This is a genomic window from Cohnella xylanilytica (genome assembly GCF_014212175.1).
GTDB classification, from domain to species: domain Bacteria; phylum Bacillota; class Bacilli; order Paenibacillales; family Paenibacillaceae; genus Cohnella; species Cohnella xylanilytica.
Map to the genome: position 1 here is coordinate 34773 of NZ_JACJVR010000055.1, position 15991 is coordinate 50763.

Consider the following 15991-nt stretch of genomic DNA (forward strand, 5'->3'; position numbering starts at 1 on the left):
TCCGAGCCTTGCCTTCGGTTACTTGACGGCGCCGTTCGTGACTCCCGCGAAGATGTAGCGCTGCAGGAACAGGAACAGGACGACGGTCGGGATAAAGATAAGCAGAATGCCCGCGGAGATGACGTTCAGCTGGGCGGCGTTCGGTCCGACGAAGGAATAGATCGCCGTCGACACGACTCGCAGATCCTTGCTCGGCATGTACAGATACGGAGTGTAGAAGTCGTTGTAGATGCTGATCGTCTTCATGATGACGAGCGTCGCGGTCGCCGGCGTGAGCAGCGGGAAGATGATCGAGCGGTAAATCTTAAACAGCGACGCCCCTTCGATCATCGCGCTCTCGTCCAGATCCTTCGGGATGTTGTTGACGAATTGCAGGTAGATGACGATCTGGAGCACGTCCGCGCCGACGTACAGCAGAATCGGGGCGGTCATGTGGTTGTAGGCGCCCAGGTACTTGATGACGCTGAACGTGGCGACCTGCGTCGTGATCATCGGGATGACCTGGGCGACCAGGTACATGCCCATGATCGGCTTCTTCAGCTTGAAGTCGAAGCGGCCGAGGGCGTACGCGACCATCGTTCCGAACAGGACGTTGCCCGCGAGCGAGATGGCGAGAATGATCAGGATGTTCTTGAAGCCGAGCCCGAGCTTGCCGACCTCGTAAACCTTCTTGAAGTTATCGAAGTTTAGCCAGTCGTGCGGCAAGCTCATCCCGGATTGATAGTATTCGACCTGCGTCTTGAACGCGCCGACGACCACCGAATAGATGGGGAAGAAGACGACGAACACGGCGGCGAGAAGGAATACGTACTTCGCGGCCGTTAGCGCTTTATTCGTTCGTTCCATCTTACTTATCCCCCCTGAACAGCAGTTTGCGTTGTACGATGATGAAGGCGATGACGATCAGGAGCAGGACGACGGCCATGGCGGAAGCGAGACCCGCCTTCTGGAACTTGAAGGCCATATCGACGGTCGTCGAGACGAACGTGGACGTTCCGTTGGCTCCGAGCATCATGATGTACGGAATGTCGAACGCTTCGAGCGCGCCGGTGAGCGTCAGGATCATCATCAGCTCGATGACGGAGCGGATGCTCGGCACGGTGATGAAGCGGAACGATTGCCAGGACGAAGCTCCGTCGATCTTGGCGGCTTCGTACAAGTCGGCCGGGATCGATTGAAGCGCCCCGATGAAAATAATCATGCTCAAGCCGAAAAATTTCCACAGCGAGATGAACGCGAGCGAGAAGTTGACGAGGTTCGGATTGCCCAGCCACGATTGCTGCCAGGAGCCGAGGCCGATCGCTTCAAGGAAGATGTTCAAGGAACCGTATTCCCCGTGGTAGACGTTCTTGAACATGATAACGGTCGCGACGCTGTGCAGGACGTACGGCAGGAACAGCATCGCGCGGAACGCGTTGCGGCCGCGCAGCTTGCTCGTCAGGATCACGGCGAAGAACAGCGCGAGCGCCGTCTGAACGAGGCCGCCCACGAAGTAGTAAGCGTTGTTCTTGAAGGCCCCGAAGATCTCCGGCCGGGTGAAGATTTCTTTATAGTTGGCGAAGCCGACCCAGTTCATGTCCCAGCCCAGCCCCGTCCAGTCCGTCAGGCTGTAATAGATAAGGGATAAGGCCGGGTAGTACGAGAACGTAAGGGAGAACAAAATCGGAATCGTGAGGAAACCGAACAAGATCAGGTACCGCTGCGTTTTGTAGCTCAAATTGAACATAGACACCCCTGCTTCCGAATTTCGGTTTAACCTGCATTCTGCAAATGACAGGAAATCGCTTACAGCTATTATAAGCGATCCCGTTATTCTTTTTAAGGTTCTATGTTTGTTTTCCTTGTCTTCAATTTAGATAACTACAACCTAACTCGTTCGCGATATTCTTTGGGAGTGAATCCCGTCACCTTCTTGAACACCTTGTTGAAGTAGGCGGGGTCCGGGTAGCCGACCTGCTCGCCGACCTCGTACGTCTTGAACGACGGGTTCTTCAGCAGCAGCTCCTTGGCGCGCTCGATCCGGACGGAGATGATGTAGTCGGTGATCGTCTCCCCCGTCGTCGTCTTGAACAGTTTGCTCAAATAGCTCGGGGTCAAATACACGGTGTCGGCCAGCCTCTGAAGCTCCAATTCCTCCACGTAGTTTTTCTGAATGAACGCTTTGACGGTCTCGACGACCCGGTTCTCCTGCTTGGCGTTCTTCAGGTTGTCGAGCCTGCCGTCCGCGAGGGCCAGCACCGCAGCCTTGAAGGCCGTCCAGTCGGGGTAGGCGGCGGGAGACGGCGGGGCCGAATCGTCGGGATATTCGGCCGGCTGCGATTGGCGCTCGATCCACTCGTCGCGGATGAGACCGAACAAATAAGCAGCCCCTTCCGCCAACGCCCGCCAAGGCGGCCGGCGCTCGCCCGCCTCGTCCAGCCAATCCCGCACGGCGGCTTCGGCCTTCTGGAAGTCGAGAACCTGCAGCGCGGGACGGAACTCCTTCTCCAGCAGCCGAAGCGGGTTGTAGGGCTCGTCCGGCTTCTTCGCCAGCACCGATTCGTCGGCCATCGCCTTCGCTCCGGCGTCGTACCAGGCGTACTGCATGCCGGCCTCCGCCTGAAGGTAAGCTTCCCTCAGCTTCAGCGGCCCTTGATGGATGCCGCTGACGCCGATCCGGGCGGCCGCGGAATGGGGAAGCTGCTGGAGGAGCGTGTGCCCCAGCTCGCGGACCGTATCCGCGTGGTCGCCTTCCCGAATGGCGGCGACGACCGCCGTATGGCGAGGCTCCCAGGCGATCAGCCGGCGCTCGCGATTCCAATAGCCCACGAGCTGCTCCAGCCGCTCCGAAGGGAGCTCGGGCTCGGTCCGGACGAGCAGCACCGCCAGATGGTCCTTAAGCAGGCTTGTCTGGGCCAGGTCGCGGCTCGCCCCCTGCTTCATATGCTCCGGAAGGTGATCGATGTCGTTCCGCAGCAGCAGCCGTATGTGCTCCTCGGTGGCGACTTCCTTGCGGTAGCGTTCCAGCTCTATGTTGTTCTTGATCCGCTGGAGCAGCGTCGCCAGCTCGCCCTGGTCGACGGGCTTGAGCAGATAGTCCTCGACCCCCTGGCGGATCGCCTGGCGGGCGAAGTCGAAGTCGTTGAAGCCGCTGACGATGGCGAATTTGATCTTCGGCCTTCGCTGCTGAACCTTCTCGATCAGCTGAAGCCCGTTCATCTGCGGCATCTTGATGTCGGTGATGACGAGATCCGCCTGGATCTCGTTCAGGCTCTCGAGCAGCTCCGAACCGCCGGCGAAGCAGCCGACCACCTTATACTCTTCGCCGGTCTTCTCGATCAGCTTGGCCAACCCGAGGCGGATTCTCTCTTCGTCGTCCACGACCGCTATGTGGATCATGTCCTTCCCCTCCTATAATGAAGCGTCGTTCTTCGCGCGCGGAAGCCGGGCAGTCACCGTCGTGCCCTCGCCCGGCTCGCTGTCGATGGAGAGGCCGTACGCTTCCCCATGGACGAGCTTCAGCCGCTCGTTGACGTTGCGCAGGCCGATTCCCCTTCCGTCCCAACGGGGGACGGGTTCCATCAGCGACTCCCGGAGCCGCTTCAGCTTCTCTTGGTCCATTCCCGTGCCGTCGTCCGACACGTCGAACAGAAGGTCGTTCCCTTCGGCCCGGCATCGGATCCGCACCGTCATTCTCGGCTTGCCCTCGTCGAACCCGTGATAGACGGCGTTCTCCACGATCGGCTGGAACAGCAGCTTCATGACGTGGATGCCCCGCGTCTCCTCCTCCGGCGGCAGCTCCAAGACGAACCGGTCGCCGAAGCGATAGTTGAGGAGCAGGACGTACATCCTCAGATGCTCCCACTCCTGCTCGATCGGAACCGTCTCCGTCTCCGCATGGATGCTGTACCGGAGCAGCTTGCCCAGCAATTGGGTCATGTCGCCGACTTCGGCGTCGTCGTTCAGCACGGCCGTCATGCGGATGGATTCCAACGTATTGTAGATGAAGTGCGGATTGATCTGATGCTGCAGCGATTGAACCTCGGCTTCCTTCTTGCGTTGTTCGATCGCGTAGATATCGTGGATCAGCGTCTTCACCTGCGAGATCATCCGGTTGAACTCGCTTCCGACGAGGCCGATCTCGTCCCGCCGCACGACCGGGAAGACGACGTCGAGATTGCCTCGCCGAACTTCCTTCATCGTGCGCACGAGGGAACGAAGCGGCCGGGTCAGGGCGAACACGAGGAAGAGCGAGATCAGAAGGGCGAAGCTCATAATCGTGACGGCGGCGGCGATCGTGAAGTTCCGCGTCCGGTTCGCGTCGGCCATCAGATGCTTCTCCGGGATCGTGATCAACACCTTCCAGCCCGTCCGGGCGGACTGCTTGTAGATGGTCAAGATGTGCTCCCCGTTCAGCGTCGCGTGGAAGCTGCCCTTGCCGTCCCCGCTCTCGCGCATCCAGTCCTCGAGAGGGTATTCCGGGGCATTCGACTTCTCCCCGCTGTTATAGATAACCTGTCCCGCCCCGTCGGTGACGACGGTCGTGCCGAGGGTCGTCTTGTCCAGGTCCTGGACGATGTTCTCGATGACCCCGACGTTCGCGTCGACGGCGATCATGCCGAGCGCCTCGTAATTGATCGGGTCGATGATCGACCGGACGACCGTGAACACGTATCTTTTGCCGACGGCGGGTTGGGATTGCTCCTGCGCGGTGACCAGCACCGGGGAACCGTTGGCCTCATACGCCAGCTCTTTCCACTTCGGGTACGATTGCTCGAGGTCGGAACGGACGCCCAGATTCTGGGCGGCGTAATAGACGTGACCGTAACGGTCGAACAGATAGACCGAGTTGGTTCCGCTTTTGATATTATTGAGAAAATAAAGGCTGTTGCCGATCTTCTTCTGGACGTCGATGCGCGTCTGCTGCTCCGACGGCAGGATCGTGCTCGGCGTCTCGTTCGCCCGGTTCGGCTGGGCTTGGTAAAATCGATTCGAGATCTTGAGGCCGTCCTTGATTCCCCCGATATAGGAAGAGAAAATCGAGATCTTCTTCATGTCCTCCAAATAATCGTCCAGCTTGTCCATCATCTTGTCCGACAGCTGGGACGCGTAATTGACCGTGTTGTTCTCGATCGTGTTCGAATAGCGCAACGCCGATACGTAGCTCAAGATGCCGATCGGCAGGATGATCAGGAACAGGAACACGATCAGGAGCTTGCCTTCCATCCGGTTGGTCGGCCGGAACGACTTCGGCCATCGGTACGTCGGCTTCATGGTTGGATTCATTCCCACTTGCGTTTTGTTCTTATTATTATACTCGTATCGATTTATCCTAACAAATGATATTCAAGAGGCCAACGGAATGCTCCCTCCGCGGAACCGGGAGGGAGCGGCCGTTCAATGCGTATAGGCGGCCACATTGTCGGTGTCCACCGCTTCGTGCAGCGCGGCGTTCAGCCCGCTCGCGATGACGTTGGCGATGTCTTCGATGAACTTGTCGATCTCCTTCGGCGTTACGAGCAGGTCGTGGCCGAGCGGCTCGAGCACTTCCTTGACCAGCTGCAGCCGCTCGTTCTCCTTCATCGAGCCGAACACCCCGAAGAGCGGGTCGGTATTCGGCGTATGCTGCTTCATATGCTCGAACACCATGTCCATCGTATTGTTCACGATGGTGGAGGCGTACAGGACGGTCGGCACGCCGATCGCGATGCACGGGACGCCGAGAATGTCCTTCGTCAGCCCCTTGCGCTTGTTGCCGATCCCCGAGCCGGGATGGATGCCCGTGTCCGCGATCTGGATCGTCGTGTTCACCCGCTCGAGGGACCGGGCCGCCAAGGCGTCCACCGCGATGACGAGGTCGGGCTTCGCCGTCTCCACGATTCCTTGCACAATGTCGCTCGATTCGATCCCCGTCGTCCCGAGCACGCCCGGAGCGACCGCGCTAACGGACCGGTAACCCGGTCCGACCTGGTCGGGCATCAGCTCGAAATATTGCCGGGTGACCATGATATTCTCGACGACGAGAGGGCCGAGAGCGTCCGGTGTCACGTTCCAGTTGCCGAGCCCGACGACGAAGATGCTGGCCTTCGGGCCGACCCCGATGCGGGAGAGGAACGCCTCGAACTCCTTCGCGAACGTCGTCGCCACGCGGTCCTGCAGATCCGTGTCCCCCCGCCTCAGCTCGGGCACTTCCAGCGTCACGTAGTGTCCCGGCATTTTGCCGATCGCCCTCGCGCCTTCCTGCGACTGGATGTGCATCCGGGTGACCGTAATGCCGCCGTTCTTGCTGGCCTCCTGCCACACCCCGGGGATCGGCGTGTCGGGAGGGCCGGCCATCTCCCGGGCTTCCACCGCCAGATCGGTTCGGACGGCGTATGGGCTTAAGTCGAGCTCTTGATCCGTCACTTTGTCGCGCTCCCCTTTCGTACGTTGAATCGGCCGCGGGCGACCGGCTTGCGCAACCGCTTCCCGCCCGGTTCCCGCCGCTTTTAATGGCTTGCGTTTTGCCCCCCTGCATGATAGAATGTTACAAGTTGTTTGGAGAAATACTCGTTGTTTTGCAGGAGGTGAAATCAATGCCGAACATCAAATCCGCCATCAAACGGACGAAGACGAACGAGAAGCGTCGTCTGCGCAACGCTTCGCAGAAGTCCGCTCTTCGCACGGCCGTCAAGCAAGCCGACCAAGCCGTCGTCGGAACGGACGTGAACGCTGCGAGAGAAGCGCTTCAACTCGCCCAGAAGAAGCTGGATAAAGCGGTAACCAAGGGTCTCATTCACAAAAATGCGGCTGCCCGCAAGAAATCCCGTCTGGCCAAGAAGCTGAACGCTTTGTCCGCTCAAGCTTAAGGCTTGAACCGCGATAGCGTTATATGGAAGAGCCTCGCATGCGCGAGGCTCCTTGTATTTTTATCGGGACCCGTCCGGGGGCGACGCCCCCTTATCGGATTGCCCTTCCGCTTTATTGTCCGCCCTCCGAGCCCGTCTTCAGCAGGAACATCTCCAAGCCGAGCGTCTTCTCCACGCGTCCCGTCTTCATTCCGTAATCCAGCTCCGCCAACCGGTCCAGCACGGCGGTCAGCCTCTCGACGCTGAAGCTCCGGGCCTGCTCCGCCATGATCTTCGCCGCGTACGGGTGAAGGCCCAGCTGCCCGGCCATCTGCTGGGGAGTGTAGCCCTGCTTGCCCAACTCCTTCACGAACAGCATGTTGCGGAATTGGCGGACGAGCAGCGCCGTCAGCTTGATCGGCTCCTCCCGCTGCTTCAACAGGTCGTAATAGAGCGCCAAGGCTCGGTCGGTGCGAAGCGCTGCGATCTCCTCGGTGAGCTTGAAGACGCTCTGCTCGGTGCTGGCCGGCACGAGCTGGACGACCGCGTCCGCCGCGATCGTCCCCGCTTCTCCCGCGTACAGGATCAGCTTGTCGATCTCGGCCGCCAGGGCGCCCATGTCGCTTCCGACGCGCCGCAGCAGCTCTTCGACGGCCGGCGGCTCGATCCGCCGGTTCCGGCTCTCCGCCCGGCGGGCGACCCATTGCATGAGCTCCTCGGCCGGCAGAGGCGCGAACGAGACGACCGCGTCCTTGTCCTTCGCGTACTTCACGAGCTTCTTCCGCTCGTCCAGCTTCTCGTGCGGCACGACGAACACAAGCACCGTGCTGTCCATCGGCGCGCTCATATACTCCAGCAGCCGCTCCGGGCGATGCTCGACCTTGGCCGAATCCCTCCCCGCCGCGAACACGACGCTGTCGCGGACGAGAATGAGCTTGCTCGGGACGAGGAACGGCAGCGTCTGCGCCTCTTCCAGAATCTCGTCCGTTCCGTTCTCGGACGTGCTGAAGCGAATGATCGCCATGTCCCGGTGCTCCGGCTCGACGAGCGAGCCCGCGAGCCTCTCGATGAAGTCGTTCATCAGATACGTCTCGGTTCCGAAGCATATGTAATAAGGTTTGATTTTCCCGTCGCGAAGCTCCTTCAGAGCCATCCGGTATTCCATGCCAAGCCTCCGCTTCCCGTTCCATGCCGCGGAACGATCAAGTCCTTCGATCTCCATCCAGTCTAACAAAAAAAGAAGCGTTTGTCCTTCTCGCGGCGAACAAAGGGATCACGCCCGGCGACGGGTCGTGATCCCTTTGTCCTTGGACATCTATGTCAACGTCCGCCGGCCCGGCCCATGGAACCGTGCGCGAACGACCGCGACCTTCGTCCTTATGGTCCCCTCGAGGGGGACGAATCCAGCTTCATCCCTACACTATACGCGAGTCTCCCCGAAAACGTTCCAAGGAGCCTCTACTGTCCGGTTGCGCCGCTCTGCGTTCCGCCGCCGGACCCGGACCCGGCGCCGCCGTCCGTAGCGGAACCGGCACCGGCGCCAGCGCCGGCGGTACCTTCGGCGTTCCCGGAATCGTCCGCGACGCCGCTTCTCGTGACCGCTTCGGCCACCGCCTCGGCGTTCTCCCGGCCGGTCGCCGCCTCCCAGCGGTAGGAGACGGTCTTCCCGTCCGCGTCCGTCCAGGAATAATGAAGATTGGCGGAATCTTCGTCCCAACGGACGCTCCCGATCTTATGGCCGGAGCGGACGTCCGATTGGAACACGAGCTTGTTCTCCGACGTCTCGTATACCTTCATCCGTTCTTCCTCGACGGTCGCCTTGTACTTCCCGTCGGGCGACGCCCAGACGAACGCGGGGGCGATCGCCGCCGGGAACGTCGTCCCGGACTTGGACACGGCCTGGGCGCCCGATACCGACATATCGGCTTCGCTGCCGCCGTCTGCCGAAGCCGGGGGCGACGGAGCGATCTGGAGCGTCATCTGCGGGGCGTCCGAAGGCGGCTGCGAATTGGCGGCGGCTTGCCGGCCGGCATCCGCGGACTCCGTCTTCGCCTTGTCGCCGGAGACGGTCTCGTCCGTGCGCAGAGACTCCATGAACCTGACATCCAGCTGCTTATCGTCCGCGGATTCGGTATTCGCCGCCGGAGTCTCGGGCTCGATCGCCCGATTGGACGACGGGGCCGCTTGGTCGTTCATCGCGCTCTCGTCTCCGCCGGCGGCGCTGGAGGACGAGTTGGCGCTCATCTTCTCTTCCGCCGGGGCCGAGGCCGGCTCGCCGGCCTTGGACAGGAGGCCCGCTTCCGACATGGACGCGGCGTCGTTGTCGTTGCTCGAGCCGGACATCCACGAGAAGGGATTGGAGATGATGATCAGGCCGGCCACGACGCCGGCGGCGATCGCTCCGGCCAGACGGCGGTACGTCTTCCGGTTCGGACGCGAGGATCGGGACGGCGTCGCCGCCGGAACGCCGCTCTCCGCTTCTTCGCGGGCGGCGTCATCCGCTGCCGGTCCGATCGGAAGTTCCTCCAGCCGCGGAAGAATCGAATCCACGATGCTGAAGCGGGGCACGACGCGCGGCAGCTGGGCCAGGTTGTTGGACAGGCGGGTAAGGCGTTCGTACATGGCGGCGCATTCCGGGCAGGTCCGGATATGTTCCATCATGCGCGACGTCTCGTGCGAATCCAGATCGCCGTCAAGCGAGCGCTGCATGAGTTCCATCACCTCTTGGCAATTCATCCCCGGACACCACCTTTCTGATAATCTCGAAGCAGGGCTTGCAGTTGTTGCCGGGCTCTGAACAAATAGGACTTCACCGTATTAAGCGGCAAGTTCAAGGATTCGGCGATCTCGTTGTACGAGAAGTCCTGCAGATAGCGGAGCACGACGACCGTCCGGTGATGCTCGGGAAGCTTGTCGATCGCTTCGCGGATCTCCTCGGACGCGTAGACGGCCATGACCTCGCCCTCCACGTCGTCTCCGGCCCGGAAGACGAGCTCGTGCTCGTCGATCGAGACGGAAGGCCGGCTCCGGCGGAACTTGTCGATGCAGATGTTCGTCACGATTCGTTGAACCCACGTGCGGAACTGCGCTTTCTCTTCATAAGTATGGATCTTCGTATAGATGCGGATAAGCGCTTCTTGGGAAGCGTCCATCGCATCCTGCTCGTTGTTCAGCAGATAATACGCGGTCCGGTAAACCTGGTGTTCAATCTCGCGGAGCAGCGCGACAAGGGCGTCGCGATCGCCAGCTTGCGCAGCCTTGATCAAATCCGGCTCCACCACAGAAGACTCCTCCTCCTCTGCATCCCCATTGACGCAATCGTTCGCCAAAAGGTTGCAACGACGTCCCTCTGAGCAAACGGTATTTTTACCCATCGTCGCTTCTATCGAACCATTCTACTAGGCCAACCCCAGTCTAGCAAAAAACGTTCCGTTTGTCCTCGCTTTTCGGCGGAACGCGGGCAGGAATGCGCTGGTACCCGATCCGGCGATCTCCACCGGCCGCGGATGCGTCCCGGTCGCCGGAGAAGCGTGCGGCCGGCTCCGATTCATGCCATGCCTTCATACGCAAGACCGGTCGAAATGTTTCTCTCTGCGGCTATCCGAAATAGACGATCCGCGACGCCGTCAGGTTGAATGCCATAGGAGAGCGGCTTCTATTCGCCGTCCAGTATCTTCGTTATGTATCGTCATGCTCCGCCGGAACGGCGTTCTTCATCGTCCGCCTCTCCAGCTTCCCGTCCGGGGCTATCCGGTACTGGATCTCTCCGTGGATGTCCGTCCGGAAGAACGCGATTCCCAGCGTCTCCAGCCTCTCGAGCACGGCCGGGTGCGGGTGTCCGTACAGATTGCTCCGGCCGGCCGAGATGACGGCCTCCCGGGGATTCCAAGCCCGAAGCCACTCCTCGGTCGAAGACGTCTTGCTGCCGTGGTGGCCGGCCTTGAGGACGTCGACGGGCGCCGTCGCATACGCGGGCGAGGCCAGCACTCTTCTCTCGCCGGGAGCCTCCAGATCGCCGGGGAGCAGGAACGTTCTCCCGTACAGGCTCAGGAGAAGCACGACGCTGCGGTCGTTCTGCTCGTCTACGGCCGGGATCGAAGACCCGCCCGAAGGGCCGGCTTCGGGAGCGAGCACGGTCAGAGAGCTCGAGGCGTCCCACTTCCATTCCATTCCTTCGCTCGCGGAATAGATCGGAATGTCCCTCTCTTCGGCTAACCGGAACAGCCGATCCGCGCTGCCGTCCGGCTTGACCGAGCCGTTGAAGACGAGCCGTCTGACGGGAATCGCGTTCAGCACGGCCTCGGCGCCCCCGATATGATCCTGATCCAGATGAGTCAGCACGAACACGTCGAGCGAGCGCACGCCCCGCTGTTTGAGAAGAGGAACGATCGTCTTCTTGCCCACCTCGTACGGATCCCTCCGTTCCCTCCACGGTTCCGACGGCCCGAACCGGACCGTTCCTCCCGCGTCCACCAACCCGTACCGCCCTTCGCCCGTCCGAATGAGAATGCTGTCCCCTTGGCCGACGTCGAGGAACATGACCTTCGCGTCCCGGTCGAACGCCGCCGGTCGAATGCCCCAGACGAGCCAGAAGCTCCAGGCGAAGACCGCGACAAGGGGAAAAAGAAGCCGAATCCGCCTCCCGCGTTCCGGAGGGGCGTCCTTCTCCGGCTCGGCCGGAAGCAGCGGCGCCGTGGCCTCGCCAGCCAGCCCCGTCCCGGCGTACGCGGCGACGCGCGCCGCCCGCCGTCGGGCATCGAAGGAGGGAATCGCGGCCGCTGCCCGCCGCTCCGCCCAGCGTTCCCTCTCCTCCCGGGCCCGGTGTCTTCGCTTGAGGCCTTCGGCCGTCGCCAGAAGGAGCGCGTACGCCAGGAGGACCCACCGGACCGAAGGCTGCGGCCAATACGTCTGCATGCCGCCGGCCTCGCCGAGACGGTTCACGGTCCAATCGACGAGCCGGTTGCACCAGGAGGCCGCCTCGGCCGCGAACGAGCCGAGAGGATGCCAGACGGCGCCGAGCGCCGCCGAAGCCATGCCGAGTGGCATAACGACGAAGCTGATGAACGGGACGAGAACGAGATTGGCCGGAAGCGAGAGCAGGTGAAATTGGTGGAAGTAGTAGACCGACAGCGGGAACGACGCGGCCTGGGCGGTGACCGCCACTGCCAGCGCGGCCCGCAGCGCAGGCGGGCGAACCGGCATCAGGCGCGTCGCGATCGGCGCGAACAGAAGCAAGCCCGCCGTCACGACGAAGCTGAGCTGGAAGCTGACGTTCTCGATCAGCAGCGGATCCCAGGCGAGCATCGCGATCAAGGACGCGGACAGCAGATGGAGGCCGTCCTTCAGCTTGTCCCGCCTCGCCATGTAGAGGGCGATCATCCCCATGATGCAAGCCCGGATGGCCGAAGGGGAGGCGCCGGTGAGCAGCATATAGACGGGCATGGCCGCGATCGTAAGCTCCAAGGCCCTCTCTCTCGTCAGCCGCAGGAGCGCGAACAGCTTCAGCAGGATGAACGCGAAGACGCCGAAGTGCATGCCCGATACCGCGATCACGTGAGTGAGGCCGAGCCGCGAGAAGGAGTCGAATTGCGCGGGGTCGAGATCGTCCTGAATGCCGGCGACGAGCCCCTTCATGTAGCCGGCGTCCGTCCCGTCGTACAGCGTGTCCATCAGACCGCCGATGCCGTCCCGCGCTTCGTCCGTCCAGCGCAGAAGCCTGGCGCTCCAAGGAATCGGGGAATCGAGCGGCTCGACCCCCTGGGCTCCCTTCACGCTAAGCACCCAATGGATGCGCCGGCTCTTCAAGTACTTCCCGTAGTCGAAGCCGCCGAAGTTGCCCGCCGTCGCGGGCTTCTGCAGCTCCCCTTCGATCCGCACCTCGTCCCCGCGCCGCCAGGAAGACGCCACGGTCTGCTGCGGCTCGGCGGTCAGCTTGACGCGGATCCAGAGTTGCTCTTTAAGCTTCCGCCCCTCCCGGGCGCTTCCTTCCTCTTCCGCATCCGGCACCCCCGCTTCCGAGACGCGGAGCTTGAAGGCCGCGATATCGCCGTCTACCGATACGGGCGAAGCGACGCGGCCGACGGCCCAGAAGCGCCGGCCGTCCGGATCCGCGACGAGCGACGTCAGATGCGATACGTTGCGCGCGTCGGCCCACAGCCGCTCGCCTCCCGCGAGCAGCAGCGCGCAGGCGCAGGCGGCCGCCGTCGCCGCGTCCGCCCGGGATCGGAGCGCGCAAGCGGCGAGCAGCAGCAGCGTTCCGGCGAACGCCAGCAGAGCCTCGCGGCCGCTCCATAGACTCCATATCGACGTTCCCGCCGCCCAGCAAGCCGCAATCGCTACCAACGGTCTTCGCGCCACTCCGTTCTCCTCCTTTTCTATCCCGGACTATCGATACCGTCGCGCAGATCGGCAGGGGCAAGCCGTCTTCCGCCCGTTTGGCCTTCCGCCCTCTCCCGCCTTGCAACAAAGAACGACATAAGACCCCTTAGCTAACCGGCTTCTCGGAATAGGGAGACTCGAAGTCTAGTTCACGGTTTCAATTCGAATCGCACGGTTCCGGTTCGCAAGCCCCGTTCTCCAACGAATTCAGGAGACGCTATTTAGACTCAAAAGCGAATTTTTGAAACTCTAATGAACCCCAGCGATCTTATTTAGGGCCGCCCGGGGGAAAAACGAGCTTCCCGCACGAAATAGCGTTTATACGATTCGTTAAAAACGAACAATCTCTGATTTTGAGCGGAATAGCGTCTCCTCGATTCGTTAGCGGCCACCCCGAACGGAAACCGGAGCCAAGCGCGAATTTAGAAGCTCTCCTCGACAAAAAAAGAACCTCTTCGCCGCAGCGATGAGGTTCTTCCTCTTCGAACGATTATCGGGCCGAGCCGTCCTGAACTTCCGTATCCGCCGGAGGCTGGTAGCCTTCGATGCGGCGGAACAGCAGGCCTCTCTGCTTCATGAGCGCCTCGACCTTCTCGTAATCCTTCGGATAAGCGCGATGATAGACGATCTCCTGGATGCCGCTGTTCGCGAGCATGTTCGCGCACGTCCAGCAAGGCTGGTCGGTCACGTACACGGTCGAGCCTTCGCGGTCGATGCGGTCGGTGAACAGCAGCAGGTTCTGCTCGGCGTGGATCGTCCGGATGCAGCGCTGCTTCTTCACCATCCCGCCCGCGCCGTCTCCGGCGGCGGGTTCGTATTCCTCCACGATCATGCAGCCCGCCTCCGAGCAATCCGGCACGCCCATCGGCGCCCCGTTGTAGGCCGTGCCCAGCAGCTTCTTGCCTTGCACCAGAACGGCGCCGACATGACGCCGCGGGCAGCGCGACCGCGTCGATACCATAAACGCGATATCCATGAAGTAAGTGTCCCAGTCCTTGCGCAGGGCTTGTGCCATTCGTTCTCGTTCCCTCCGTCATGCTTGTTCGCGGCCCGTCCGCGCCCAAACCGCGGATCTTCCGGATCTCGTTAAGCTTGGCTGGCCGCCAGCGCCTGCTCCAGATCGTATAGAATGTCTTCGATGCCTTCGGTGCCGATCGACAGCCGGATCATGCCCGGCTGGACGCCCGCCGCCTCCTGCTCTTGCTCGGACAGCTGCTGGTGCGTCGTGCTGGCCGGGTGAATGATAAGCGACTTCGAGTCGCCGACGTTCGCCAGGTGAGAGAACAACGCGACCGCGTTGATGACCTTCTTGCCGGCTTCGACGCCGCCCTTGATGCCGAACGTCAGGATCGCCCCCTGCCCCTTGGCCAGGTACTTGCGAGCCTGTTCGTAGGAAGGGTGCTCCGGGAGCCCCGGATAGTTGACCCATTCGACGGCCGGATGCTCCTTCAGGAAGTTCGCGACCGCGAGCGCGTTGGAGCTGTGTCTCTCCATGCGCAGATGCAGCGTCTCCAGCCCTTGCAGGAACAGGAAGGAGTTGAACGGGGAGAGCGCGGCGCCCATGTCTCGCAGCAGCTGCACCCGCATCTTGATAATATAGGCGACCGGGCCGACCGCATCGGTATAGACGACGCCGTGATAGCTCGGATCGGGCTGCGTCAGGCCGGGGAACTTCCCGCTCGCCTTCCAGTCGAACTTGCCGCCGTCGACGACGACGCCGCCGATCGACGTGCCGTGCCCGCCGATGAACTTCGTCGCCGAGTGGACGACGATGTCCGCGTCGAAGTCGATCGGGCGGCACAGGTAAGGCGTCGCGAACGTGTTGTCGATAATGAGCGGAATGCCGTGCTCGTGCGCGATCGCGGCCACGGCCGAGATGTCGAGGACGTCGCCCTTCGGATTGCCGATCGTCTCGGCGTAGAGCGCCTTGGTGTTCGGCGTGATCGCGGCCCGGAAGTTGTCCGGGTTCGACGGATCGACGAACTTGACGTTGATGCCGAGCTTCGGCAGCGTAATCGCGAACAGGTTATACGTGCCGCCGTACAGGCTCGAAGCGGAGACGATCTCGTCCCCCGCGCCCGCGATATTTAGAATCGAATAGGTGATGGCGGCTTGTCCGGAAGCGACGGCGAGCGCGGCGGCGCCTCCTTCGAGGGCGGCGATCCGCTGCTCGAACACGTCCGACGTCGGGTTCATGATCCGGGTGTAGATATTCCCGAATTCCTTCAGGGCGAACAAGTTCGCCGCATGCTCGGTGTCGCGGAAGCCGTAAGAGCTCGTCTGATAAATCGGCACCGCGCGGGACAGCGTGGCGGGATCGATCTGCTGCCCGGCATGAACGGCCAGCGTCTCCAAGGAGAGCGCGCGTTCCTTCGTCATCGGTCTATTCCTCCTAAAATGTATGCAATAGGTCAATTCTTCCTTATTGTCGCATATTTCCCCGGAAGAAGGAAGACAGGCCTATACCGTGACCCGATCGCGGATGCCGGCCAGCAGCTTCTCGCCGATTCCCTTCACCTTCAGCAGATCGTCGACGCTGCGGAACGCCCCGTGGGCGGACCGGTACTCGACGATCGCCTTCGCCTTGGAGGGACCGATCCCCTTCAGCGCGTCCAGCTGCTCCTCGGTGGCGGAGTTCAGGTTAAGCAGCCCCGAGCCGGCTTCCGCCGAGCCGGATGCCGCTCCGGAAGGAGACGCGGCGCCCGAGGGCGCATTCGCCGCCGCGCCGGCTGGAGCGCCCGCGCCGACCGGGCCGGCAGCCCCTGGCGGCGAGATCGTCCCCGCTGCTGCGCCGGACGAGGTCGGCG

At 62.0% G+C, this 15991-nt stretch carries 13 protein-coding genes; 1 reads left to right on the forward strand and 12 read right to left on the reverse strand.

Annotation, left to right across the window (positions count from 1 at the left end):
• Window positions 1–18: 18 nt before the first annotated feature.
• The 5 genes from H7B90_RS14410 to gpr all read right to left on the reverse strand — a co-directional run bounded on the left by H7B90_RS14410 (window position 19) and on the right by gpr (window position 6384).
• The gene (locus H7B90_RS14410; protein WP_185136587.1) at window positions 19–846 is read right to left on the reverse strand and encodes a carbohydrate ABC transporter permease; all 828 of its coding nucleotides are present in this window, start codon (window positions 844–846) and stop codon (window positions 19–21) included.
• A 1-nt stretch (window position 847) separates the two neighbouring features.
• A complete protein-coding gene (locus tag H7B90_RS14415) occupies window positions 848–1726 on the reverse strand; it encodes a carbohydrate ABC transporter permease (protein ID WP_185136588.1) in 879 nt (292 codons plus the stop codon).
• Between the two features lie 134 nt (window positions 1727–1860).
• Window positions 1861–3378: a response regulator gene (locus H7B90_RS14420; protein WP_185136589.1), complete on the reverse strand. Its 1518-nt coding sequence runs from the start codon at window positions 3376–3378 to the stop codon at window positions 1861–1863.
• 12 nt (window positions 3379–3390) lie between these two features.
• On the reverse strand, window positions 3391–5253 hold the full coding sequence (locus H7B90_RS14425) for a sensor histidine kinase (protein WP_185136590.1): 1863 nt from the start codon (window positions 5251–5253) through the stop codon (window positions 3391–3393).
• A 123-nt stretch (window positions 5254–5376) separates the two neighbouring features.
• Window positions 5377–6384 carry a GPR endopeptidase gene (gpr, locus tag H7B90_RS14430; RefSeq protein WP_185136591.1) on the reverse strand — a complete coding sequence of 336 codons (1008 nt, stop codon included), beginning with the start codon at window positions 6382–6384 and terminating at the stop codon, window positions 5377–5379.
• A gap of 170 nt (window positions 6385–6554) precedes the next feature.
• Here gpr and rpsT point away from each other — a divergent pair, with 170 nt between their 5' ends.
• Window positions 6555–6827 (forward strand): 30S ribosomal protein S20, encoded by a 273-nt coding sequence (gene rpsT, locus H7B90_RS14435; protein ID WP_185136592.1) that lies wholly within the window; start codon window positions 6555–6557, stop codon window positions 6825–6827.
• A gap of 112 nt (window positions 6828–6939) precedes the next feature.
• Here rpsT and holA read toward each other — a convergent pair whose 3' ends face one another.
• The 7 genes from holA to H7B90_RS14470 all read right to left on the reverse strand — a co-directional run.
• On the reverse strand, window positions 6940–7971 hold the full coding sequence (gene holA, locus H7B90_RS14440) for a DNA polymerase III subunit delta (RefSeq protein WP_185136593.1): 1032 nt from the start codon (window positions 7969–7971) through the stop codon (window positions 6940–6942).
• A gap of 293 nt (window positions 7972–8264) precedes the next feature.
• Window positions 8265–9542 (reverse strand): zf-HC2 domain-containing protein, encoded by a 1278-nt coding sequence (locus H7B90_RS33410; RefSeq protein ID WP_185136594.1) that lies wholly within the window; start codon window positions 9540–9542, stop codon window positions 8265–8267.
• The gene (locus H7B90_RS14450; RefSeq protein WP_185136595.1) at window positions 9539–10087 is read right to left on the reverse strand and encodes an RNA polymerase sigma factor; all 549 of its coding nucleotides are present in this window, start codon (window positions 10085–10087) and stop codon (window positions 9539–9541) included. The genes H7B90_RS33410 and H7B90_RS14450 overlap by 4 nt, the downstream gene beginning before the upstream one ends.
• A gap of 397 nt (window positions 10088–10484) precedes the next feature.
• Window positions 10485–13163 carry a ComEC/Rec2 family competence protein gene (locus tag H7B90_RS14455; RefSeq protein WP_185136596.1) on the reverse strand — a complete coding sequence of 893 codons (2679 nt, stop codon included), beginning with the start codon at window positions 13161–13163 and terminating at the stop codon, window positions 10485–10487.
• A gap of 511 nt (window positions 13164–13674) precedes the next feature.
• The gene (locus H7B90_RS14460) at window positions 13675–14199 is read right to left on the reverse strand and encodes a deoxycytidylate deaminase (protein WP_185136597.1); all 525 of its coding nucleotides are present in this window, start codon (window positions 14197–14199) and stop codon (window positions 13675–13677) included.
• A 71-nt stretch (window positions 14200–14270) separates the two neighbouring features.
• A complete protein-coding gene (locus H7B90_RS14465; protein ID WP_185136598.1) occupies window positions 14271–15563 on the reverse strand; it encodes a homocysteine synthase in 1293 nt (430 codons plus the stop codon).
• Window positions 15564–15644: 81 nt separating this feature from the next.
• On the reverse strand, window positions 15645–15991 hold a 347-nt coding region (locus tag H7B90_RS14470), incomplete at its 5' end, for a ComEA family DNA-binding protein (protein ID WP_185136599.1).

What these genes read in the sequence shown, in the direction of transcription:
- H7B90_RS14410 (WP_185136587.1), bottom strand. Translation starts at nt 846, where the DNA reads ATGGAACGAACGAATAAAGCGCTAACGGCCGCGAAGTACGTATTCCTT.
- H7B90_RS14415 (WP_185136588.1), bottom strand. Translation starts at nt 1,726, where the DNA reads ATGTTCAATTTGAGCTACAAAACGCAGCGGTACCTGATCTTGTTCGGT.
- H7B90_RS14420 (WP_185136589.1), bottom strand. Translation starts at nt 3,378, where the DNA reads ATGATCCACATAGCGGTCGTGGACGACGAAGAGAGAATCCGCCTCGGG.
- H7B90_RS14425 (WP_185136590.1), bottom strand. Translation starts at nt 5,253, where the DNA reads ATGAAGCCGACGTACCGATGGCCGAAGTCGTTCCGGCCGACCAACCGG.
- rpsT (WP_185136592.1), top strand. Translation starts at nt 6,555, where the DNA reads ATGCCGAACATCAAATCCGCCATCAAACGGACGAAGACGAACGAGAAG.
- holA (WP_185136593.1), bottom strand. Translation starts at nt 7,971, where the DNA reads ATGGAATACCGGATGGCTCTGAAGGAGCTTCGCGACGGGAAAATCAAA.
- H7B90_RS33410 (WP_185136594.1), bottom strand. Translation starts at nt 9,542, where the DNA reads ATGAATTGCCAAGAGGTGATGGAACTCATGCAGCGCTCGCTTGACGGC.
- H7B90_RS14460 (WP_185136597.1), bottom strand. Translation starts at nt 14,199, where the DNA reads ATGGCACAAGCCCTGCGCAAGGACTGGGACACTTACTTCATGGATATC.
- H7B90_RS14465 (WP_185136598.1), bottom strand. Translation starts at nt 15,563, where the DNA reads ATGACGAAGGAACGCGCGCTCTCCTTGGAGACGCTGGCCGTTCATGCC.